22 protein-coding genes and 3 tRNA genes are annotated in these 22143 nt (G+C 72.6%); 13 read left to right on the top strand and 12 right to left on the bottom strand.

Annotated elements, in window-relative coordinates; genetic code table 11:
* Nucleotides 1-41: 41 nt before the first annotated feature.
* Complete coding sequence (locus AAG589_RS02035; RefSeq protein WP_430565579.1) at nt 42-1193, bottom strand: AI-2E family transporter; 1152 nt, start codon at nt 1191-1193, stop codon at nt 42-44.
* 5 nt (nt 1194-1198) lie between these two features.
* Nucleotides 1199-1534: a carboxymuconolactone decarboxylase family protein gene (locus AAG589_RS02030; RefSeq protein WP_430565578.1), complete on the bottom strand. Its 336-nt coding sequence runs from the start codon at nt 1532-1534 to the stop codon at nt 1199-1201.
* Nucleotides 1535-2929: 1395 nt separating this feature from the next.
* Here AAG589_RS02030 and AAG589_RS02025 point away from each other — a divergent pair.
* Both AAG589_RS02025 and AAG589_RS02020 read left to right on the top strand, forming a co-directional pair.
* Complete coding sequence (locus AAG589_RS02025) at nt 2930-4159, top strand: FAD-dependent monooxygenase (RefSeq protein WP_430565577.1); 1230 nt, start codon at nt 2930-2932, stop codon at nt 4157-4159.
* Between the two features lie 210 nt (nt 4160-4369).
* Nucleotides 4370-5089, top strand: coding sequence for a TetR/AcrR family transcriptional regulator (locus AAG589_RS02020; protein ID WP_430565576.1), 720 nt, complete (start codon nt 4370-4372; stop codon nt 5087-5089).
* 168 nt (nt 5090-5257) lie between these two features.
* Here the strand turns inward: AAG589_RS02020 and AAG589_RS02015 are convergent.
* The 3 genes from AAG589_RS02015 to AAG589_RS02005 all read right to left on the bottom strand — a co-directional run bounded on the left by AAG589_RS02015 (nt 5258) and on the right by AAG589_RS02005 (nt 6293).
* Nucleotides 5258-5334: transfer RNA gene (locus AAG589_RS02015), tRNA-Val, on the bottom strand.
* 67 nt (nt 5335-5401) lie between these two features.
* On the bottom strand, nt 5402-5878 hold the full coding sequence (locus AAG589_RS02010) for a peroxiredoxin (protein WP_446719663.1): 477 nt from the start codon (nt 5876-5878) through the stop codon (nt 5402-5404).
* Between the two features lie 4 nt (nt 5879-5882).
* Entirely contained in the window at nt 5883-6293 is a 411-nt protein-coding gene (locus tag AAG589_RS02005; RefSeq protein WP_430565575.1) for a DUF3052 domain-containing protein, read from the bottom strand.
* A gap of 376 nt (nt 6294-6669) precedes the next feature.
* Here AAG589_RS02005 and aceE point away from each other — a divergent pair, with 376 nt between their 5' ends.
* A complete protein-coding gene (aceE, locus tag AAG589_RS02000; RefSeq protein WP_430565574.1) occupies nt 6670-9417 on the top strand; it encodes a pyruvate dehydrogenase (acetyl-transferring), homodimeric type in 2748 nt (915 codons plus the stop codon).
* A gap of 98 nt (nt 9418-9515) precedes the next feature.
* Here the strand turns inward: aceE and AAG589_RS01995 are convergent, their stop codons facing one another.
* Complete coding sequence (locus AAG589_RS01995; RefSeq protein WP_430565573.1) at nt 9516-10190, bottom strand: hypothetical protein; 675 nt, start codon at nt 10188-10190, stop codon at nt 9516-9518.
* Nucleotides 10191-10289: 99 nt separating this feature from the next.
* Here AAG589_RS01995 and AAG589_RS01990 point away from each other — a divergent pair, with 99 nt between their 5' ends.
* The 5 genes from AAG589_RS01990 (at nt 10290) to AAG589_RS01970 (ending at nt 15350) form a co-directional block, all read left to right on the top strand.
* Nucleotides 10290-11519, top strand: a complete 1230-nt coding sequence (locus AAG589_RS01990) for a PucR family transcriptional regulator (RefSeq protein ID WP_430565572.1) — start codon at nt 10290-10292, stop codon at nt 11517-11519.
* Nucleotides 11520-11599: 80 nt separating this feature from the next.
* Nucleotides 11600-12580 (top strand): ACP S-malonyltransferase, encoded by a 981-nt coding sequence (locus AAG589_RS01985; protein WP_430565571.1) that lies wholly within the window; start codon nt 11600-11602, stop codon nt 12578-12580.
* On the top strand, nt 12577-13602 hold the full coding sequence (locus tag AAG589_RS01980) for a beta-ketoacyl-ACP synthase III (protein WP_430565570.1): 1026 nt from the start codon (nt 12577-12579) through the stop codon (nt 13600-13602). Before AAG589_RS01985 ends, AAG589_RS01980 begins: the two co-directional genes overlap by 4 nt.
* A 139-nt stretch (nt 13603-13741) precedes the next feature.
* Nucleotides 13742-13993, top strand: a complete 252-nt coding sequence (locus AAG589_RS01975) for an acyl carrier protein (RefSeq protein ID WP_079574895.1) — start codon at nt 13742-13744, stop codon at nt 13991-13993.
* 103 nt (nt 13994-14096) lie between these two features.
* Entirely contained in the window at nt 14097-15350 is a 1254-nt protein-coding gene (locus AAG589_RS01970; RefSeq protein WP_430565569.1) for a beta-ketoacyl-[acyl-carrier-protein] synthase family protein, read from the top strand.
* A 92-nt stretch (nt 15351-15442) separates the two neighbouring features.
* Here the strand turns inward: AAG589_RS01970 and AAG589_RS01965 are convergent, their stop codons facing one another.
* Both AAG589_RS01965 and def read right to left on the bottom strand, forming a co-directional pair.
* Nucleotides 15443-15943 (bottom strand): DUF3145 domain-containing protein, encoded by a 501-nt coding sequence (locus AAG589_RS01965; protein ID WP_430565568.1) that lies wholly within the window; start codon nt 15941-15943, stop codon nt 15443-15445.
* Between the two features lie 171 nt (nt 15944-16114).
* Nucleotides 16115-16600, bottom strand: a complete 486-nt coding sequence (gene def, locus AAG589_RS01960) for a peptide deformylase (RefSeq protein ID WP_430565567.1) — start codon at nt 16598-16600, stop codon at nt 16115-16117.
* An 81-nt stretch (nt 16601-16681) separates the two neighbouring features.
* Here def and AAG589_RS01955 point away from each other — a divergent pair, with 81 nt between their 5' ends.
* Nucleotides 16682-17860 carry an acyltransferase family protein gene (locus AAG589_RS01955; protein ID WP_430565566.1) on the top strand — a complete coding sequence of 393 codons (1179 nt, stop codon included), beginning with the start codon at nt 16682-16684 and terminating at the stop codon, nt 17858-17860.
* Here AAG589_RS01955 and AAG589_RS01950 read toward each other — a convergent pair.
* Nucleotides 17824-18201, bottom strand: coding sequence for a DUF488 domain-containing protein (locus AAG589_RS01950; RefSeq protein ID WP_430565565.1), 378 nt, complete (start codon nt 18199-18201; stop codon nt 17824-17826). The genes AAG589_RS01955 and AAG589_RS01950 overlap by 37 nt on opposite strands.
* A 60-nt stretch (nt 18202-18261) precedes the next feature.
* Between AAG589_RS01950 and AAG589_RS01945 the strand changes: the two genes are divergently transcribed.
* Nucleotides 18262-18335, top strand: a tRNA-Ile gene (locus tag AAG589_RS01945).
* A 22-nt stretch (nt 18336-18357) separates the two neighbouring features.
* Nucleotides 18358-18771: a PLD nuclease N-terminal domain-containing protein gene (locus tag AAG589_RS01940; RefSeq protein ID WP_430565564.1), complete on the top strand. Its 414-nt coding sequence runs from the start codon at nt 18358-18360 to the stop codon at nt 18769-18771.
* Between the two features lie 40 nt (nt 18772-18811).
* Here AAG589_RS01940 and AAG589_RS01935 read toward each other — a convergent pair whose 3' ends face one another.
* On the bottom strand, nt 18812-19282 hold the full coding sequence (locus tag AAG589_RS01935) for a hypothetical protein (RefSeq protein ID WP_430565563.1): 471 nt from the start codon (nt 19280-19282) through the stop codon (nt 18812-18814).
* A gap of 74 nt (nt 19283-19356) precedes the next feature.
* Here AAG589_RS01935 and AAG589_RS01930 point away from each other — a divergent pair, with 74 nt between their 5' ends.
* Nucleotides 19357-19869, top strand: a complete 513-nt coding sequence (locus tag AAG589_RS01930; RefSeq protein WP_430565562.1) for a hypothetical protein — start codon at nt 19357-19359, stop codon at nt 19867-19869.
* Nucleotides 19870-19921: 52 nt separating this feature from the next.
* A tRNA-Asn gene (locus AAG589_RS01925) sits at nt 19922-19994 on the top strand.
* An 84-nt stretch (nt 19995-20078) separates the two neighbouring features.
* Here AAG589_RS01925 and AAG589_RS01920 read toward each other — a convergent pair.
* The gene (locus tag AAG589_RS01920; RefSeq protein WP_430565561.1) at nt 20079-21056 is read right to left on the bottom strand and encodes a ribokinase; all 978 of its coding nucleotides are present in this window, start codon (nt 21054-21056) and stop codon (nt 20079-20081) included.
* A gap of 54 nt (nt 21057-21110) precedes the next feature.
* A complete protein-coding gene (locus AAG589_RS01915; protein ID WP_430565560.1) occupies nt 21111-22079 on the bottom strand; it encodes a nucleoside hydrolase in 969 nt (322 codons plus the stop codon).
* Between the last annotated feature and the right edge of the window lie 64 nt (nt 22080-22143).

The raw sequence follows: 22143 nt of genomic DNA, 5'->3' as shown, positions 1-22143 counted from the left end.
TCCGCTCCCTCCGACGTGGTGGATGGGTGCGCCGGGTCGGGCTACTGGAGCATCCGCTGCACCGTGGGCTTGGCACGGGTAAACACCCGGTCGAAGAAGCCGCGGCGGCGCAGCCGGGCGAGGCCCTCGGCGGCGACCACCCAGGCGGGGACCGCCAGGATCAGCCCGACGATGCCGCCGACGATCCCACCGAGCGCGGTCACCACGAGGACGACCAGGGGATGGATGTCCAGCGTGCGCCCCATCACGCGGGGCTCCACGAAGTTCTCCAGCAGCAGGTTGGATGCGATCACCACCACGAGCATGATCGCGGCGGTGGGAGGGCCGCCGTCGCCCAGCGCGACGATCACGGCCAGCCCACCGCCGAGGAACGCGCCGATGTACGGGATGTAGCCACCGACGAAGTTCACGACCACGATGGTGAGGACCAGCGGCAGGCCCAGCACGAGCGCGGCGAGCCCGATGACGACGGCGACGATGGCGGACATCGCGGTGCGGCCCCGTCCGTAGTCGCGCAAGGTTCGGCACGAGTCGCCGATGAAGCCGTCGACCTCCGCGCGCGTGTCGTCCTGGTCGAACAGCGAGGCCGCTGCCGCCTTGAGCCTGGTGCCGTCCTTGAGCAGGTAGTACATGATCAGCGCACCCAGGATCAGACCGCTCGCCAGGCCGACGATCGTGCCGACACCTTCGACCAGCCCCGTCACGAACCCACCGGTCACGGTGGGGGCGGCGTCCTCGACCGCTTGGCGGGCGGCGTCCAGCGTGCCCTGGTCGAGGTCGGTCTCAGCGACGAGGCGCGCGATCGCGTCGTCGACGGAGTCACCGATCCCCGCCGTCTGCTGGGCGACACCTCGCACGGTGGCGGCCACGACGATCGTCGCGAGGCCGAGCAGGAGCAGGACGATCAGTCCCGCCGCGACGGAGCCGCCGACCCCGTGGCGGCGCAGCTGGTCGGCCAGCGGTTTGAAGCACACGGCGAGTACGGCGGCGAAGGTGAGCGGCAGGACGATCTCGCTCACCGCCGCGAGGGCGAGGACGACGATGACGACCGTCGCCACGACACCCACGAAGCTCCACGCCCAGATGCCGAGCTTGGGCCCCCAGGTGAGCGACCTTCCCGAGCCCGCCGCCGTCTCCTTCCCCGACCCCGCACCGTCACGGGCAGGGACGCGGCCGCCCCCGTCGCCTGTCACGGGTGCTACGCCTCGTTCTGTTCCTCAGCGTCGACGACGGCGACCGCGACCTCCATCGCCAGAGACTTCGCGATACCGGCCGATGCTGCGACGACGCGGGAGGTCCCGACGATGGGAGCGACTGCAGCGAGCACGTCGGCGACCGTGTCGGCGTCGAGCCCCGAGCCGGCGGCCGCCTCGAGGTTCATCAGGTACGACACCGGGGGTGCATCGACCGCGACGAGTGCGGCAAGCCGGACGAGCATCAGCGTCCGGGTGTCCAGGTCCGACGCGTCGACCGAATCTGCAGTCATGCGTACCAGCAGGTCGCGCACAGGAGTGTCTTCCGTGAGCTCGCTCATGATGGTCGTCCTTCCACGTGCCGCGGTTCGTCGAACGCCGTGAGCCGGGCCGGGAGACCCCACCGTCGTATCGACGTCCTCGTCCATTCGACCGGTGTCGTGAGCGATCGCGCGTCATGCAGATCAGGTGAACCAGCGCCCGACCGGGCCAGCGCGACGACCATCGTCGCCGTCTCCGTCACCAAGTAGCGCTCGGGGCCGTGTGAGCTGCATGCGGCAGGGTTTCGGAAAGCGTCCAGTCCCCATTCCCACACGCGTCAGATCCGTTCCTTTCCTGGCCCTGCAATCGCTCCGAAGGCTCCACCCCTCGAGCGACGTCAAGAGGCAATCCCCGTACGCACCCTGACCTGCGGTGATCTGTTGGGCGAGGGTGCGTACGGGGTCCGTACGGGGTGCCCACCCCGTACGTTTGCGGTAACGCACCGGGTCGATCATCGAGCCATGCTCACCTCGCCCTGCACGCGCCTTCGAGAGCTGGCCCGACGGTGACGATTCGGCACCGTCGAGCGGTCGGCGTCGTCCAGGGCACAGGTCGTCGTGACGCCGACGGGACGGCATCTGACGATCGCCGGGCGAGGCGTTCTCGGGAAAATCAACGGTGCCGCGGACTCCGCGGCACCGTGCGACCTGCGCAAGTGCGTCCGCGCCGCACCGAGCGGCGTCCACAGTCATCGCTCATGAAGTCGCCGCCCTACGTCCGTGCCGACGGGATCGTCATCGCCAGCCTGTCGCGCAGCTCGTCCAGGTCGATACGGATGAGCCTGCCCACCCGGTACCCGGTGACGCCCATGGGTGGAGCCCGAGGGATCTCCTGGGCACGACGGCACACCTACGCCACGAGGCGCCTACGGCGGGTCGCCCGGTCCTTCGAGTTCGTGGTTCGCATGATCGTTCTTCTTCCCGGCGACGCCCGTGCGTCGTCGTCACGACGGTGCCGTCGGCGATGCGTCGCCGGATGGTCTTCACCGACACCCTGAACTCCTCCGCCGCGTCGGCCAGGGCCGACGTACAGCTGACCACCTGGTTCCTGAGCGGCATCGTGCGAGCCGGCGTCGAACGGATGGTGCGCGATCAGGTCAGCCCCACGGACGTGTCCGGCCCCTGCCGTCGCCGATCATCCTGGTTCCGAGCCGGCCTCTAGGCCTGCCCCAAGGACAGCACCACCTGGAGGTTTCGAAACATCCAGAACCCGATTCTGGCGCGACTCAGAATCGGTCAGTTCTGATGCATCGGCGTCCGTTGTCGAAGGTCTACAGGATGCCGCCCTGTGCGTGACAGCCCTCAGTCACTGGGTGAGGGAGTCGCGTGCGCCACGGCCGAGATGTGGCCGACGTTACTCACCAACCCAGAACTGACCGATTGACCAGATGGGTCAGTCGGGTCAACGATGTCCCTATGACGGACGCATCGAACACCTCACGCAGGGCCCTGGTCGTCGGGGCAGGAATCGCCGGGCTGTCGGCCTCGATCGCGCTCGAGAAGGCGGGCTGGGAGGCCGAGATCGTCGAGCGGTCCCCCGGTCGGCGTCGCGGCGGCTACTTCATCATGATGTTCGGCTCCGGTCGGATCGCCGCGCAGCACCTGGGCATCACAGGGCTGCGTGCGCGCAACCCGGCAGACGGCAGGACCTACAAGGCCGACCGCCAGGGGCTGCGGGGCCCGAGCGTCGGGTTCGGGGACACTCCGACGAGCCCGTGGTTGATGCTGCGCGGGGACGTCGAGGCAGCGGCCTTCGAGTCGTTGCCCGCTTCCGTGGACGTCCACTTCTCGACGACTCCGACGGCGATCGTCCAGGGTGCGGACCGCGCGACGGTCACTCTGCGCAACACCGTGGACGGCACCGAGCGGACCGAGGACTTCGATCTGGTGGTCGGTGCCGACGGTCTGCGCTCCACGGTCCGCCGGCTGGCCTGGGGCCCGCACACCGACTATCTGGACCGGGTGGGCGACATGGTCTGCGCCTACGAGCTGCCGCAGGGCCTTCCCGGTCTGCGGGTCCAGGACGGCGCGAGCATCAAGGAGGCGGGACGCTCGTTCACCGTCTTCAGCTTCGAGGACCACGCGCCGACGGTGGCGTTCTCCTACAAGGCGCAGGACGTCGACGCCGAGCGGGCCCGGGCCAAGGAGATCGGGGTCGCTGCGCGCTTGCGTGAGGTCTACGGACCTGAGCCGCTCGGCGACATGCTCGAGGCGGCGCTGAGCCACCTGGAGAGCACCGACGAGTTCCTCTTCGACTCGGTCGAGCAGGCACACGTGGACCACTGGCACCACGGCAACGTCATGCTGCTCGGCGACGCGGCCTGGTGCCCCACCCTCTACTCCGGGATGGGCGCGACCTCGAGCCTCAGCGGCGCCGACGTGCTGCGGGCGATGCTCCTGAAGCACCCCGACTCGCTCGAGAAGGCCCTGACCGCCTGGGAAGCGGCGATGCGCGGCCCCGTGGCGACCTTCCAGAGGTCCGCGTCACCGATGCGCGCCATCTTCACCGTGGACACCGAGGACGAGATCAGGCGCAGCGGTCGCATCCAGGCCTTCTACCGACGCATGTTCGCCCTGCCTCCGGCACGGGCCGTCTTCGCCCGGCTGCCCCTGTTCCGACTGCGCGAGGCCGATCTCGCCGCCTGATCCAGCCGCACCGTGGCAGCCACCACGCCGCAGCGGCGACAGGTCTGAAGACGCACGTGCGACGTGCGTCCAGGCCGCGACCGCTGCGGCATGCTGGCTGCCCGGCTCCAGCGAGAATGGGCGCACGGCCGGACCGTGCGGCCACAGCGACGCAGACGACGGACGCGACCACCCAGCAACCGGTGAGGCGCAGGACACGAGGAGTCACTGATGGGGACGACGGGCACCACGTCGCCGCGGATCGAGCGGATCCTGCACGCCGCGCGGGAGCTGGCGCTGCAGGGCGGGACGCGCGGCGTCACGATCGCGAACATCGCCCACCACGCCGGAGTCGGCAAGGGCACGGTCTACCTGTACTGGGCGACGAAGGAAGACCTCTTCGCCGACCTGCTCGCCCACGACTTCCTCGACGTGCTCTCCGAGATCGGCGCCGCGATACGCGACAACCCGGCGAACGTCGTCCCGCACCGCCTGTTGCCGCTGGTCGCCAGCACCTTCGAGCAGCATCCCTTCGCGGTCGCCGTGCTCTCGACCGGGCAAAACGTGCGCAGCGTGATGGGGAACCATCCCGCTATCGAGCGAATGACCCGCTCCATCGGCCCTGTGGCAGTGCTCCTGCGAATCTTTCCCGTCCTGCGACGTCACGAGGTGATCCGCGCCGACCTGCCCCTGGAGATGCAGGTGCACGCCGCCGCCGGGCTCCTGCACGGGCTGCGCGACATCGGCTCCCGCGAGCATGTCGCCGACCTGCTGCCCGGCAGCGACCCCCAGACAACACTGGCCACGGCGTGTGCCGTACTGCTCGAGCCCGCTGACGCCGTCGACCCCGCAGCAGCTGCCCGCGAGGCGCGTGCCGCGCTCGACGATGCATGCACGGCCGCGATCGCCGACCTCCACGAGCACGGCTTGGGGAAAACGGTATCGCCGTGAGGAGACGGACTGAAGCGTCCTGACTCCGGTGGGGACCTCAGGGGGCGCTCCACCATTCCCCCGCGGGGGTGTGGCGGGGGAATGAACGGCCATTCGGGGGCCCTGGTGTCCTCGCGCGTCCAGGGCGGCCGGAAGCAAAGCTGCAGGTCAGAGCAAGAAAAGCGGGGGTGGTGGGCCCGGAGGGACTCGAACCCCCGACATCCACGGTGTAAGCGTGGCGCTCTGACCAGCTGAGCTACAGGCCCTGGACAGCGCAGCAAAGAATACCCGGCGGCGACGCCTCGCCGGACCGCCGCGCGGCGCTCGTCGCGGTCAGATCTCGGCGAGCGCCTCGCGGTACGCCTCAAGGTCGCGACGCTGCCCCCGCGGGTTCACGACCGACCACCGCACGATCCCGTCGGCATCGATGAGGAAGGTGCCGCGCAGCGCGTGCCCGCTGCCCTGGTCGAACACGCCGTAGGCGTCGGCCACGGCGCCGTGGGGCCAGAAGTCGCTGAGCAGGTCGAAGCCGAACCCCTCCTGCTCGTGCCACGCCTTGAGCGTGAACACCGGGTCGGTGGAGACGGCCAGCAGGCGCACCCCCGCCGCCTCGAACTCCTCGATGTTGTCGCGCAGCTCGCACAGCTCTCCGGTGCAGATGCCCGAGAACGCGAACGGGAAGAAGACGAGCAGCACCGGCTCGCCGCGCAGGTCGGCGAGGTGCACGGGGGTGCCGTGCGTGTCCGGCAGGGTGAAGTCGGGCGCGGGGTCGCCCGCGCGCCAGCGCACCTCGGGCGTCGTGCCCGTCACCGGTTCAGCGCCCGCGGCCGCGGTTGGCCAGCTTGGTGGCCGACCAGTCGGGCGCGACGGCGAACGTGCTGGTGGCATGGAGGCCGGCGGTGGTCGCGGCCTCCTGGATCTCGTCGTGCGCGACGTGCCCGTCCCGGCCCGGCTTCGGCGTCAGCAACCAGATGAGGCCGCCGTCGTCGAGCACCGTCAGGACGTCGACGAGCATGTCCGTCAGGTCGCCGTCCTCGTCGCGCCACCACGCGATGACGCCGTCGGTGACGTCGTCGTAGTCCTCGTCGACGAGCTCGCCGCCGACCAGGGCCTCGATATCGGCCCGCAGCGCGTCGTCGACGTCGTCTCCCCACCCGAACTCCTGCACCACCTGGCCGGTGGTGAACCCGAAGCGTGCTGCCGGGGATTCCGCCTGCTTACCCACGTTGGACCTTCGTTCCTCTCCGTTGACTGCTGAGCCGCGCGGACCGCGTGTGGCGGTCATCTCTCGTGTGCGCCAACGTAGTCCACCGGACGCGTCGGCGCCCGGCAACCCCCTGACCCCTGCGAGTTTGCCTCCGATCGAGCCGGGACAGTGATCTCGGCAACATCGACAGGTGCCGGCATGACGTAGATCACGGATCCTTGACCGCCCGATGGTGTTCCCCCGGCCCGTCTGGGGACACAATGAGTGATGACCACCCGTTCGGGGGCCGCACCGTCGCGACCACGCGCCGCGGTGCCTTCACGACGGGATGCCTGACACGGACCGGGGCGGCGACCATGTGCCGCACACCGTCCGAAGATGAGAGAGGTTGCTGGTGGCTTCGTACGACGAGACCGGACCGTTGATCAACGGCCTGCTCAGCGCCGTCCCGGACATCGACCCCGCCGAGACCGGCGAGTGGGTCGAGTCGTTCGACGGTCTGATCGACGACAAGGGCGGCCCGCGGGCGCGCTACGTCATGCTCAACCTGCTGCGTCGCGCGCGGGAGCGCAACGTGCACATCCCGGCGACGCTCGCGACGCCCTACGTCAACACGATCGCCGTGCACGACGAGCCGTACTTCCCGGGCGACGAGGCGATGGAGCGTCGCTACCGCTCGTGGATCCGCTGGAACGCGGCCGTCATGGTGACGCGCGCCCAGCGCCCCGAGATCTCGGTGGGCGGCCACATCTCCTCCTACGCGTCGGTGGCGACGCTGTACGAGGTGGGCCTGAACCACTTCTTCCGCGGCAAGGACCACCCGGGCGGCGGCGACCAGGTGTACTTCCAGGGGCACTCCTCCCCCGGCCAGTACGCCCGCAGCTTCCTCGAGGGCCGCATGTCGGCGGAGACGCTCGACGGGTTCCGCCAGGAGAAGTCGCACGCCGGCGGCGGTCTGCCTTCCTACCCGCACCCGCGCATGCTGCCGGACTTCTGGGAGTTCCCGACCGTCTCCATGGGCCTCGGCCCGGCGTCGGCGATCTACCAGGCATGGACCAACAAGTACCTGCACAACCGCGGCATCAAGGACACGAGCCAGCAGGACGTCTGGGCGTTCCTCGGCGACGGCGAGATGGACGAGCCCGAGTCGCGCGGCATGCTGCAGCAGGCGGCGCACCAGCAGCTCGACAACCTGACGTTCGTCGTGAACTGCAACCTGCAGCGCCTCGACGGGCCGGTCCGCGGCAACGGCAAGATCATCCAGGAGCTGGAGGCCCAGTTCCGCGGCGCCGGCTGGAACGTCATCAAGGTCGTCTGGGGCCGTGAGTGGGACGCCCTGCTCAACGCGGACAAGGACCGCGCCCTGGTCAACCTGATGAACGCCACGCCCGACGGCGACTACCAGACCTACCGTGCGGAGTCCGGCGCGTTCATCCGCGAGCACTTCTTCGGCCGCGACCCGCGGACGAAGGCGCTCGTCGAGAACATGACCGACGACGACATCTGGAACATGAAGCGCGGCGGGCACGACTACCGCAAGATCTACGCCGCGTACTCGGCCGCCCGCGCCCACACGGGCCAGCCGACGGTCATCCTGGCGCAGACGGTCAAGGGCTACGCCCTCGGCTCGAGCTTCGCGGGCCGCAACGCCACGCACCAGATGAAGAAGGTCAAGAACTCGGACCTCAAGGCGCTGCGCGACAACCTGCACATCCCGCTGACGGACGAGCAGATCGACGCCGACCCGTACCTGCCCCCGTACTACCACCCGGGCATGGACGACGAGGCGATCCAGTACATGCTGGAGCGCCGCCGGCACCTGGGCGGCTTCCTGCCCGAGCGCCGCTCGACGCCGAAGCCGCTGACGCTGCCGGAGCCGAAGTCCTACGAGATCCTCAAGAAGGGCTCGGGCACGCAGCACGTCGCCAGCACGATGGCCTTCGTGCGCCTGCTCAAGGACCTCATCAAGGACAAGGAGTTCGGCAAGCGCATCGTGCCGATCATCCCCGACGAGGCCCGCACCTTCGGTCTGGACGCGATCTTCCCGAGCGCGAAGATCTTCAACACCCAGGGGCAGAACTACCTCGCCGTGGACCGCGAGCTCATGCTGAGCTACAAGGAGTCCGAGGCCGGGCAGATCATGCACACCGGCATCAACGAGGCCGGCTCGGCCGCCGCCTTCCAGTCCGTCGGCACGTCGTACGCGACGCACGGCGAGGCCATGGTGCCGGTCTACATCTTCTACTCGATGTTCGGCTTCCAGCGCACCGGCGACCAGTTCTGGGCGGCCGGCGACCAGCTCGCCCGCGGCTTCATCATCGGCGCCACCGCCGGCCGCACCACCCTGACCGGTGAGGGCCTGCAGCACGCCGACGGGCACTCGCCGCTCATCGCCGGCACCAACACGGCGATGGTGCAGTACGACCCGGCGTACGGCTACGAGATCCGCCACATCGTGCGCGACGGCATCGAGCGCATGTACGGCGACGGGTCCGACGGGCGCGACCAGAACGTCATGTACTACCTCACGGTGTACAACGAGCCGATGATCCAGCCGGCCGAGCCGGAGGACGTGGACGTCGAGGGCATCCTCCGCGGCATCCACCGGATCTCGACGTCGGACGTCGAGGGCCCCAAGGCCCAGCTCCTCGCCTCCGGCGTGGGCGTGCCGTGGGCGCTCGAGGCGCAGCAGCTCCTCGCCGAGGACTGGGGCGTGTCGGCCGACGTCTGGTCCGTGACCAGCTGGAACGAGCTGCGTCGCGACGCGCTGGCCGCGGAGAAGGACGCGCTGGTCGACCCCACGGCCGAGCCGCGCACCCCGTTCGTGACGCAGAAGCTGTCGGGCGCCCAGGGCCCGTTCGTCGCCACCAGCGACTACGACCACCTGGTGCCGGACCAGATCCGCGCCTGGGTGCCGGGCGACTACGCGGTGCTCGGTGCGGACGGCTTCGGCTTCTCCGACACCCGCGCGGCCGCGCGGCGGTTCTTCCTCATCGACGGCCCGTCGATGGTCGTGAAGACGCTGCAGCAGCTCGCCCGTCGCGGCGAGGTCTCGGCCGACGTCGTCGCCAAGGCGGTCGAGAAGTACCGCCTGCTCGACGTCAACGCCGGCACGTCCGGCGTCGCGGGCGGCGACAGCTGACGCCAGGCAGAGGCCAGCCCTCGTTCGCTGGTTGAGCCTGTCGAAACCTCCTACCGGGTTTCGACAGGCTCGACCAGCGTGCGAGGGCACTCGCCTTTCTAGGTCGGGGACGTCTGCTCGCGCGCGGCGACGACGCGGCCCAGCTCCGCCCGCAGCTCGTCGGTGCCGGGGTGCAGCGCGAGGGACTCCAGGTGCTGGCGCGCCTCCGCGACACGGCCCGCCTCGAGCGCGGCGAGCACCAGCTGGCGCCCCACCTCCGGCACGTGCTCCCGCACGCGCCAGTGACCGACGCCGAGCCCCAGCGCCTCGGTCGGCATGCCGGCGTCGCGCAGGATCGCCAGACCCTCCGCCAGCGCCTCGCCGCCAGGATCGCGCTCGGCCGCGGTGGCGAGCCGCCGCGCCGCGCCCTCCGGGTCGTCCGAGACGGACAGCCGGCCCAGCTCCAGCAGCGGGCGCCAGCCTCGCGGGTGCCCCGCGAGCTCCTCCGCGAGCGACCAGACGGCGAGATCGGCGGCCCGCTGCTGCGCGGCCTCGTCGGACGGGGCCGTCAGCGGGTCCTCGGCATGGGGCGACTCGGCCGCCCGCCGGCGCACGATCTCGGCGAGGGCGCGGAAGGCGGGCGCGTCGTTGGGGTCGTCGGTGAGGATGGCCCGCAGGGCGTCCTCGGACGGCGTGTCCCCGTGCTCCTGCGACGGCGACGGCCGCCGTGCCGCCACCGTCGAGGCGGAGAACGGCCGGCGCAACAGCTGCCGGAGCCGGGGCATGAGGGCCATGGGACCGACCCTATCCAATGCGCTCCGTGCCGGCCGGGGGCCGCTCTGGCCGGCACGGTGTTTGTGCACTCCCCACAACGGCGCCCGTATCCTCGTCCCATGACGACCAGCGGCACCGCGACCTCCCCGACCGACGGGACCGCCGTCCCCGAGGACGGCACCGCGACGGACGGCACCCCGGTCTCCCGGGGCGAGAACGTGCAGCGCGTGCGCGAGGGGCTCGGCGTGCTCACCTCCGCCGCGATGCGGCGCCTCGACGAGGAGGTGCACTGGTACCGCCAGCTCCCGGCCGAGGACCGGTCCTACGTGGCCCTGGTCGCGCAGTCCGGCATCAACGCGTTCGTGAGCTGGTTCGCCGAGCCGACGCCCACGCCGCACGGCGTGGGCGAGATGTTCGCGGCCGCGCCCCCCGAGCTCACCCGCTCGATCTCCCTGCAGCACACCCTGCAGCTCGTCCGGCTCATGGTCGACGTCGTGGAGCAGCACTCGGACGAGATCGCGGCCCCCGGGTACGAGCGCGAGCTGCGGGAGGCCGTGCTGCGCTACTCCCGCGAGATCGCGTTCTCGGCGGCCGAGGTGTACGCCCGGGCCGCGGAGGTCCGCGGCGCCTGGGACGCCCGCCTCGAGGCGCTGGTCGTGGACGCGCTGGTCCGCGGCGACGGCGACGACTCGCTCCGGTCGCGCGTCTCGGCCCTCGGCTGGAGCGGCCGCGGCCAGGCGCTTGTGGTGGTCGGCGAGGCGACGACGCGGCTCGACGACGTCCGCACGGCCGAGCTGCGCCGCCTGGCGCGGCGCGCGGCCGGCGACGCCCTGGTCGGCATCCACGGGGACCGGCTGGTGCTCGTGCTGGGCGGGGAGGGCGACCTGGTGGCCGCCGCGACGTCGCTGCTCGACCGCTTCGGCCCCGGCCCGGTGGTGATCGGCGGCGTCGTGCCGGACGTGTCCGACGCCGCCTCGTCCGCGGCCGCAGCCCTCGCCGGGCTCGCCGCGGCGCCTGCCTGGCCGCAGGCCCCCCGCCCGGTCCTCGCCGACGAGATCCTGCCGGAACGGGTGCTGACCGGCGACGTCACCGCGCGCCGCACCCTCGTGGCCCAGGCGTTCCGGCCCCTGCAGGAGGCGTCCGGCTCGGTGCTCGAGACGCTCTCGGCGTACCTCGGCACCGGCCGGTCGCTCGAGGCCGCCGCCCGGCGCCTGTACGTGCACCCCAACACGGTCCGGTACCGGCTGCGCAAGGTCTCGGAGATCACCGGCTGGGACCCGCTCGACGCCCGCGAGTCCTTCGTGCTGCAGATCGCCCTCGCCCTCGGCCAGCTCGAGGGCGGCAGTTAGAGGATTCCCACAATCGCCTCCGACGAGGTTCGTGCGCGTCGCGACGACGCGCCCCCCGCGCGGGGTGGCAACGTGAGCACGTGCTCGCCGTCGTCTGCCCTGGACAGGGCTCTCAGACCCCCGGGATGCTCAGCCCCTGGCTGGAGCTGCCCGGCACCGCCGACCTGCTCGACTCCTTCTCGGCCGCGGCCGGGACCGACCTCGCCCAGCACGGGACGACGTCGGACGCGGACACGATCCGCGACACCGCCGTGGCCCAGCCGCTGATCGTCTCGTCGTCGCTGCTCGCCCTGCGCGCCATCCTCGACGGCCGCCCCACCACCGAGGTCGTGGACGTCACCGCCGGCCACTCGGTCGGCGAGCTCAGCGCCGCCGCCGTCGCGGGCGCGCTGGACGACGCCGGCGCCGTCGGGCTGGTCTCGCACCGCGCGCGGGCGATGGCGGAGGCGGCGTCCGCCGCCGAGTCCGGCATGAGCGCCGTCGTGGGCGGCGACCCCGACGAGGTGCTGGCCGCGATCGAGGCCGCCGGCCTCTTCCCCGCGAACGTCAACGGCGGCGGCCAGGTCGTGGCCGCCGGTGACAAGGAGCGCCTCGCCGCGCTCGCCGCCGACCCGCCGACGCGCTCCCGGGTGATCCCGCTGCAGGTCGCGGGCGCGTTCCACACCCCGTTCATGGAGACGGCCCGGGTCGCCTTCGAGCAGGTCGCGACCGGCTGGCTGGCCACCGACCCGCGGCTGCCCCTGCTGTCGGACGCCGACGGGGCCACCTACGACACCCTCGCAGCCGGCTCCCACGGGCACGGCACGGCCACGGACGTCCTCGCGCGCCTCGCCGCGCAGGTCACCGCGCCGGTGCGCTGGGACCTGTGCCAGGCCACGCTCGCCGAGCGCGGCGTCACCGGCATCCTCGAGCTCGCCCCGGGCGGGGTCCTCACGGGCCTGGCCAAGCGCGCGCTCAAGGGCGTCGAGTCGGTCGCGGTGAAGTCCCCCGACGACGTCGAGGCCGCGCGCGACCTCATCGCCCGCCACTCGGTCGCCGCCGGCGCCGGGACCGCCGCGTGAACCAGCCGCCCCCGGGGCCGCGCCGCACGCTCCGCCAGGCCGAGCCCGTCCGCTTCTCGCGGATCCTGGCGATCGCCGGCGAGCGGGGCGAGCGCGTCGTCACGAACGACGACGTCGCCGGGCCGATCGACTCCTCCGACGAGTGGATCCGCCAGCGCACGGGCATCGTCACGCGGCGGTACGCCGCGGCGGACGTCGACGTGCTCGACCTGGCGGAGGCCGCGGCCCGCAGGGCGCTCGACGCGGCCGGCCTCACCGGCGCGGACGTGGACGTGGTGATCCTGTCCACGGTGACGTACTTCCACCAGACGCCGGCGGGCGCCGCGCTCCTCGCGGAGCGCCTCGGCGCCACCCCGGCCGCCGCCTACGACGTCTCGGCCGCCTGCGCCGGCTACGCCTACGGGATCGGCCAGGCGGACGCCCTCGTGCGGTCGGGCGCCGCCCGCCACGTGCTGGTGATCGGCGCCGAGAAGATGTCCGACTTCGTCGACCCGACCGACCGCTCGATCTCGTTCCTGCTGGGCGACGGCGCGGGCGCGGCCGTGGTCGGCCCCTCCGACGTGCCGGGCATCGGCCCGACGGTGTGGGGCTCGGACGGCGCGAAGGCGCAGGCCATCACGCAGACGCGCCCCTGGTCGGACCTGCGGGCGGAGCCCACCGCCGGCTGGCCGACGCTGCGTCAGGACGGCCCGACCGTCTTCAAGTGGGCGGGCTTCCAGATGGCGCCGATCGCGGCGAAGGCCATGGCGGAGGCGGGCGTCGAGCCCGAGGACGTCCAGGTCTTCGTGCCGCACCAGGCGAACATGCGCATCATCGACCAGCTCGTCAAGCAGCTGCAGCTGCCCGACACCGTCGTCGTCGCGCGTGACATCGCCGACACCGGCAACACGTCCGCCGCGTCGATCCCGCTCGCGACCGAGCGGCTGCTCGCCGAGGGGCAGGCCCGCTCCGGCGACCTGGCCCTGCAGATCGGCTTCGGAGCGGGCCTCGTCTACGCGGCCCAGGTCGTGGTGCTGCCCTAGCCTCAGGTGCGACCCCGGCGATCGGCCACGCGATCGGACGCCCGGGGTCGTGACCGACCCCCGTGGTGCGGGACAATCGCACCGCAACACCCCACGGTGCCGGACGGCCGGTACCCCGTTTCAAGGAGAGACGCACCCCATGGCTTACACCTCCCAGGAGATCCTCGAGGGCCTCGCCGAGATCGTCGCCGAGGAGACCGGTCTGCCCACGGACGCGGTCGTGAGCGAGAAGTCGTTCACCGACGACCTCGACATCGACTCGCTGTCGATGATGACGATCGTGACCCACGCCGAGGACAAGTTCGGCGTCCGCATCCCCGACGACGAGGTCAAGAACCTCACCACGGTCGGCGACGCCGTCTCGTACATCGAGGGTGCGCAGGCCGCGTGACGCCGCGGGGCGCCCGCCCCGCCGCGCGGGCGGGCCGGTGACCCCGGCCCGCCCGGCAACCTGAACCACCCGAACCCGCTCTCACCTCAGGAGTGACCCACCCATGACTGCCGCACCCGCCTCGCGCGACGTCGTCGTCACCGGCCTCGGCGCCACCACCCCTCTCGGTGGCGACGCCCCCAGCACCTGGGCTGCCGCCCTCGCGGGAGAGTCGGGCGCGCGCACTCTCGACAACGACTGGGCCGAGACCTACGGCCTTCCCGTGACGTTCGCCGCGTCCATCAAGGTCACGCCCGACCAGGTCCTCTCCCGGCCCGAGACGAAGCGGATGGACCCGTCCACGCAGTACGCGATGGTCGCCGCCCGCGAGGCGTGGCAGGACGCCGGCGCACCCGAGGTCGACGGCGAGCGGCTCGGCGCTGTGGTCTCCTCCGGCATCGGCGGCATCTGGACCACGCTGGACGGGTGGGACACGCTCAAGGAGCGCGGCGCCCGCCGGATGCTGCCGATGACCGTGCCGATGCTCATGCCCAACTCCCCGGCCGCCTACGTCTCGATGGAGTTCGGGGCCAAGGCCGGGGCCCACGCCCTGGTCTCCGCGTGCGCGTCGGGGGCGGAGGCGATCGGCTACGGCGTGGACATGATCCGCAACGGCCGGGCCGACGTCGTCGTCTGCGGCGGCACGGAGGCGACCATCCACCCCATGCCGATCGCGGCGTTCGCCGCGTCGCGCACGCTCTCCCTGCGCAACGACGACCCGCAGCGCGCGTCCCGCCCGTACGACGTCGACCGCGACGGCTTCGTCGTCGGCGAGGGCGCCGCGATCGTGGTGCTGGAGAGCGCGGAGCACGCGGCCGCCCGCGGCGCCCGCGTCTACGCGAAGATCGCCGGGGTCGGCCTGTCGGCGGACGCCTACCACATCACCTCCCCCGACCCCGAGGGCACCGGGCAGGTCTCCGCCATGCGCCGCGCGCTCGAGGACGCGGGCGTCACATCCCGCGACGTCGTGCACGTCAACGCGCACGCCACGTCCACGAAGGTCGGCGACCTCACCGAGACCGCGTCGATCCGCACCCTCATGGGCGGCGAGGCCGACCACGTGCGGCTCTCGGCCACCAAGTCCATGACCGGCCACCTGCTGGGCGGCGCCGGCGCGCTCGAGACGCTCTTCACCGTCAAGGCCGTGCACGAGCGCCTCGCCCCGCCCACGATCAACGTCGAGAACCCGGACCCGGAGCTCCAGGTGCCGCTCGTGCGCGCCACGCCGGAGAAGCTGCCCGACGGCGACATCGTCGCGCTCAACAACTCGTTCGGCTTCGGCGGGCACAACGTCGCGCTCACCGTGACGAGCGCCTGAGTCTCGTTGGTTGAGCCTGTCGAAGCCCTCGCCGGGTTTCGACAGGCTCAACCAACGTTTCGGGTTCCGACAGGCTCGACCGCCGTTCTGGCTCAGCCGACCCGGTGCAGCCAGCGCACGGGAGCGCCGGCGCCGGCGTAGCGGAAGGGCTCGAGCTCGTCGTCCCAGGCCGTGCCGAGGGCGAGGTCGAGCGCCTCGCGCACGCCGCGGCCGTCGTGCGCCGACTCCATCGCGGCCCGGATGCGGTCCTCCGGGACGACGACGTTGCCGTGCACGTCCGTCATGGCGTGGAAGATGCCGAGGTCGGGGGTGTGCGACCAGCGCGCGCCGTCGGCGCCGTGGCTCGCCTCCTCCGTCACCTCGTAGCGCAGGTGGTCCCAGCCCCGCAGGGCAGAAGCCAACCGGGCACCCGTTCCCTGGGCGCCCTGCCACGAGTACTCGGCACGGTAAAGTCCGCGCCCCGCCGGCTGGGCAGTCCAGTCCAGCGACACGCGTCCCCCGAGCACGTTGCCCGCCGCCCACTCGAGGTGAGGGCAGAGCGCACGGGGTGCCGAGTGCACGAACAGCACACCGCGGGTGATCGCACCAGCCATGTTGTCCTCCCTGGTTCCGAGGTCCGTCTTCCCCTACGTCCTCGAACCGGTTGGCCTGCTGGTCGGCGAGCTCCGACGGTGTGTCGTCTTGACACATCCTGCCCGATGGCGGGCCGGGGTGCGAGAGGAAACGCAGATCTCATCGCTCCTCTTGAGCACCCCTTGAGGAACTCAGAGCCTTTCGCGGAGCTCCCGCATGGCCTTCTTGCGCGCGGCGCGCTCGAGGCGGTCCAGGTAGAGCTTGCCGTCCAGGTGGTCGCACTCGTGCTGCAGGCAGCGCGCCATGAGTCCGGTGCCCTCGACCACGAGCTCGTTGCCGTCGACGTCCATGCCCACCACGCGGGCGTACCAGGCACGGGTGGTCGGGTACCAGAGCCCCGGCACGGAGAGGCAGCCCTCGTCGCCGTCCTGCGTCTCGTCGGAGAGCTCGACGATGCGCGGGTTGAGCACGTAGCCGATCTCGTCGTCGACGTTCCAGGAGAAGGCCCGCAGGTTCACGCCGATCTGGTTGGCCGCGAGCCCCGCCCGCCCGTCGGCGTCGACGGTCTCCACGAGGTCCTCCACGAGGGACCGCACCCGGTCGTCCACGGTGGTGATCTCGTCGCACGGGGTGCGCAGCACGGGGTCGGGCAGCACCCGGATCTCTCGCATCGCCATGGCCCGCATTCTCCCACGTCGTGAGCCGGTCGAGGCGCCGATTATCACGGTTTGATAACGTGCCGAGCGATGCTACGACGGATGACCGAGTCAACGACGCCTGCCCTCGCCCCGGGGCGGGCGGCCGCTCCCGCTGCGGGCCGCCCGCGGCTGGCGGCACTCGACGGGCTGCGCTTCCTGGCCGCGATGGCGGTGCTCGCCTACCACTACGTCGCCGTGAACCACTCGGCCTGGGGCGCCCGCACGGAGGACTCGTTCCCGAACCTCCAGCCGGTGGCCGCGTTCGGCTCGTTCGGGGTGCAGCTCTTCTTTGTGATCAGCGGCTTCGTCATCCTCATGTCCGCCTGGGGCCGTGACGTCCGCTCGTTCACCGCGTCCCGCGTGGGCCGGCTGTTCCCCGCGTACTGGCTGTCCGTGGCCGCCGTCGTGCTGCTGCTCGTCGTCGTCGCGCCCGGGCACAAGGACGTGGGCATCCCGGAGACGGCGGCGAACCTCACGATGGTCCAGCGGGCGTTCGGCGTCCAGGACATCGAGTCCGTCTACTGGACCCTGTGGGCCGAGCTGCGGTTCTACGTGCTGGTCGGGCTCCTGCTCGCCGTCGGGATGACCCGCAACCGGCTCGTCGCCTTCGCCGCGGTGTGGCCGGTCGTGGCCGCCGTCGCCGTCCAGTCCGGCAGCACCCTGTGGACCACGCTGCTCGTGGGCACCGACGCGCCCCTGTTCGCGGGCGGCATGATGCTCTTCCTGCTCACCAAGGAGCGCCGGTCGCTCGTGCTGTGGCTCGTCCTGGGGCTCAACGTCGCGCTCGCGGCGGTCGTCTCGGGCCACAGCCAGGCGCTGCGGATCGCGACCAGCACCGACGTCACCGTGGGCCCCCAGACGTACTGGGTCGCCATCGTCGCCTGCTTCGTGCTCGTCGCCGTCGTCGCGCTCACGCGCCTCGACCGGCTCTCGTGGCGGTGGCTCACCGTCGTCGGCGCCCTGACCTACCCGCTGTACCTGCTGCACTCGTCGTGGGGGCAGTGGCTCATCGGCAAGACGAGCCCGCACCTGCCCGCCGGCGCGACGTTCGCGCTCGTCACCGTCGTCATGCTCGCCGTCGCCTACCTCGTGCACCGCTTCGTCGAGCGCCCGTTCGGGCCGCGGCTGCGCCGCGCCGTCGCGCGCGACCTCGAGCGGACGACCCAGGCGCTCAGCCGCGCCCCGCGGGAGGCACAGGCAGCTCAGGTGCCCGAGCCGGACCCCGCGTCGTCGAGGTAGGCCTGCAGGACGTCGCGCAGCACCAGCGCCTGGTTGTGCGCCGGGTCGCGCGCCGAGTACAGCAGCGTCAGACGCCGGTCCCCCGCGCCCAGCGCGGCAAGTTCCGCGACCTCCGGGTTGTCGGCGAGCTCAGCACGGTAGCGCCGCTCGAACTCCTCGAAGCGCTCCGGGTCGTGGTGGAACCAGGTCCGCAGGTCCGACGACGGCGCGACCTCCTTGGACCAGCGGTCGAGGCGGGCGCGCTCCTTCGAGACGCCGCGCGGCCAGAGCCGGTCCACGAGCACCCGCGAGCCGTCCTCCGGGGACGGCTCGTCGTAGACACGCTTGACGGCGATGGTCACCTGCCCATGACACCGCGCCCCTCGGCCCGGCGCACGCCCGGGCCGGTATGCTCGCCGCGCGCCCCGTTAGCTCAGCTGGTCAGAGCAGTCGACTCATAATCGATCGGTCGCCGGTTCAAGCCCGGCACGGGGCACCGACCCGCTACGCTCCGGGCCATGCTCCGCGTGCTGCCGATGCTGGCCTACCTCGCGCTCGTCGTCTACGCCCTCGTGGACGTCGTCCAGTCCGACGAGGAGGACGGCGGCGGCATCCAGAAGGGCTTCTGGATCCTCATCATCCTGCTGCTCCCGTTCGCCGGGTCGATCGCGTGGATCGTCGTGAGCCGGCGCGCCCGGGCGAACCGTCGCCCCGCACCGCGGGCGGGGTACCCCGCCGGGCCCCTGCCGCCCGCGCAGTACCCGGGGCGTCGGCGCACCTGGGAGACCGACGACGTTCCCTCGAGCCCCGACGACGACCCCGAGATGCGGTGGCTGCTGGAGCAGGCGCGCCTCAAGCGGGAACGCGAGCAGGCGGGACCGGACCCGGCACCGAGCGCCGAGGACGAGCAGCGCGGGCCCGCCGCGGGCTGACCGCGCCCGGTCGACCCGGACCTGCCCGCGGCCCGTCCTCTCACGCGGTCCCCATCGTCGGGTCCACGACGTCGTACCCGAGCCAGGCGAGCACCGCGATGCCGATCAGGACCGCCGCCCCGGCGACCCACCACGGCGGTCGCAGCGGCAGCGCGGCGATCGCGGCCGCGACCAGTCCCGCAGCCACCGCGGTGATCACCGGGCCGACCGGCGCAGACACCGTCGGGCTCAGCGCGGCTCCCCAGGCCGCGAGCCCGACCACCGGACCGGTCGCCCCTGCCCGCCGAGCGACAGGCCCCGCCGGGAGCATCGCCTCGGACCCCACCCAGGCGGCCGCGACGACCGGCAGCGGGACGAGCAGGAGGCCGAGGCCCCCGCTGATGGCGCCCGCCAGCGCGGTGAACGCCAGGACGGGCGCTCCGATCACGGTCGCCACAAGCACGACGAGAAGGCGCGTCGCCGTGGCTCGACCCGTGGGCGCGGGGTCCGTCTCAGGGCTGTGTGCGGGCACCGTCACATGGTGGCCGATCCGGCGACGTCGTGCGCGGCGCCTCGCCTCGCCGTCCACCTCGGTACGGTGACGCCATGTGGTTCCGCCGCTTGCCCCTGCCCGACGACGTCCGCCGCACCCTTCCCCTGGCCCGCGGCGAGCGGATCCTCGCGTCCGCGGAGCTCGTCGACGACCGGTGGGCCGTGGCGACGACGGCCGACCTGGTCGTCGTCGGCCCCGGCACGGGGGACGTCGTGACGCGACGCCCGTGGTGCGACGTCGACCGGGGGGTGTTCGACCCCGAGCGGTCCGAGCTGGCGATCGAGTGGGTGGACGCCGCCCCGGACACGGTGCTGCGGCTCATGGACGCCGAGCGCACGTCGTTCCCGCAGGCGCTGCGCGAGCGGGTGCAGTGGTCGGTGGTGCTGTCCGAGACCGTGGCCGTGCCCGGCGGCGACGTGAAGGTCGCCGTGCGCAGGACCGCGGACGGCCGGTTCTTCTCCCAGGCCGTGGCCGGGGCGGGCGTCGATCTCGACGACCCGCGCGTCGCCCGAGTGGTGGACGCCACGGAGTCCAGGGTCCGGGGAGCGTCCGGACTACCCGTGTGAGCCTGGTATTGTTCTTCCCGGTTCGAAGGCCACCGGCCGGACGACCACGCGATCCCGCGTAGCTCAGCTGGCAGAGCATCCGACTGTTAATCGGACGGTCGTTGGTTCAAGTCCAACCGCGGGAGCATCGAGAGAGGCCCCTGACCTGCACCGCAGGACAGGGGCCTTCGTCGTGTCCCCCGCGACGTCGCGCAGGGGCGGTCGTCGGCTCAGGGCAGCTCGTCGCCCACCCGCGGGTAGGACGGCTGCGCCCCGGACCCACGGACGGCGAACGCCCCCACACGGACGGCGACGCGCGCGGCGTCGACGAGCCCGCTCCCCCGCGCGAGCTCGGCCGCCAGCGCGCCGACGAACGCGTCGCCCGCGCCCGTGGTGTCCACCGCGTCCACGCGCGGCGCGGGCACGACGACGACGTCAGCGCCAGAGGGGACGTCAGCGGGCTCGCCGGCGCCCTCACGGCCGGCGACCAGGGCGCCCAGCGGCCCCCGGGTCAGCACCACCGAGGGCACACCGAGGGCACGCAGCCGGGACACGACGTCCTCGTCGCCGACGTCGGCCCCGACGGAGCCGCCGGGGTCGAGGAGCCCGAGCGCGCCGTGCGCCTCGTGCTCGTTGACGACCAGGGGGTCCGCGCGCCGCAGCACCGCGGGGTCGACGGCGATCACCGGCGCCAGGTTCACCACCAGCCGTCCGCCGGCCAGGCGCGCGGCGGCCTCGACCCCGTCGCGCGGGATCTCGCCCTGCAGCACCACCACGCCGGCCGCGGCGAGCAGGTCCGCGTGCCGGCCCACGGCGGCGGCGTCGACCGTGCCGTTCGCCCCGGGGACCACGACGATCGAGTTCTCCCCGTCGGCGGCGACGGTGACCACCGCGACGCCGGTGCCGCCCGGGACGACCGCCAGCCGCTCGAGGTCGACCCCGGCCGCCCGCAGCCCCGACGTGGCGGCGTCGGCGAACTCGTCGTCGCCCACCGCGCCGACGAAGGCCACCCGCGCCCCGAGCAGGGCGGCCGCCACCGCCTGGTTGGCGCCCTTCCCGCCGGGGAGCACCGACAGGTCGCGGCCGAGCACCGTCTCGCCCGGGGCGGGGTGCACCTCGGTACGGGCCAGCAGGTCGGCGTTGGCGGAGCCCACGACCACGACGGACGGTGCCGCGGTCGGGGCGGGAGCGGTGGGCGTCGTCGGCATCGTCTCTCCGGGGTGTCGGGCGGTCGTCGTCGGTCGCGGTCGGGCTGCGCCCGGTCAGAGGGTGAGCAGCCGCTCCATGAGGTGCGGGGCGAGCGGCCGGTCCGTGGCGAGGACGACGCGCGTGCGCGCCCCCGGCACGTCGGGGTACCCGGCGTACCGGCCGCGCAGGTCGCACAGCGTCTGGCCCCGGCCGGGCCCGTCGGTGGCGTCGACGACGACGGGCACCCGCGGCGCCACGGTCGGCGTCACGCCGCCCACCGCGATCGCGGCGGCCAGCGGGTCGTGCAGGGCCGAGCAGCGACGGCCGAACGTGGGCACGTGGAAGCCGAAGTACAGGTCGAGCACCTCGCCGAGCCACGGGGCCAGCGCGGTCCCCGCCTCGAGCAGCGCCTTGCGGTCCGTCTCCTCGAGCAGGTTGGCCATCGTGACGTCGAGGGGCACCAGGGTGACGTCCCAGTCGGCGGCGAGCGCCTCCGCGGCCGCCTCGGGGTCGTTCGCGACGTTCGCCTCGCCGGCCGGCGACACGTTGCCCGGGTGCAGGGCCGCGCCGCCCATGACGGTGACGTCGCGGACCCGCTCCGGGAGCGTCGGGTCCGCGCGGAGCGCGAGGGCAAGGTTGGTGAGGGGCCCGACCGCCACGACGCGCAGCCGCCCGGCGTGCTCGTGCGACAGCCGCAGGAGCAGCTCCACCGCGGACTCGTCCACGGGCTCGCGGCCGGACGACGGGAGGTGCACGTCGCCCACGCCGTTGCGGCCGTGGACGTGCGGCACCCCACCCCCGTAGCGCCCCGCGAGCGGGTCGTGCGCGCCCACGGCGACAGGGACGTCGTCGCGGCCCGCGAGCGCCAGCAGGTCGAGCGTGTTCACCGCGCCCTGCCGGGCGCCGACGTTGCCGTGCACGCTCCCCACCCCGACCAGGTCGATCTCCGGGGAGGCGAGCAGGTAGGCGAGGGCGAGCGAGTCGTCGACGCCGGTGTCGCAGTCGAGGTAGAGCGGGTCGGACGAGGGGCGGGTCTGGGTCACGGACGGTCCTTCGTGGGGGCGGCGGTGCAGGGCACAGTCTCTCGCACCCGCGCCTTCCGGCCCG

The organism is Isoptericola sp. F-RaC21 (assembly GCF_038593535.1).
Lineage (GTDB): Bacteria > Actinomycetota > Actinomycetes > Actinomycetales > Cellulomonadaceae > Isoptericola.
Note: the sequence above shows the minus strand (reverse complement) of the source record. Positions and strands in the feature narration are given on the sequence as shown.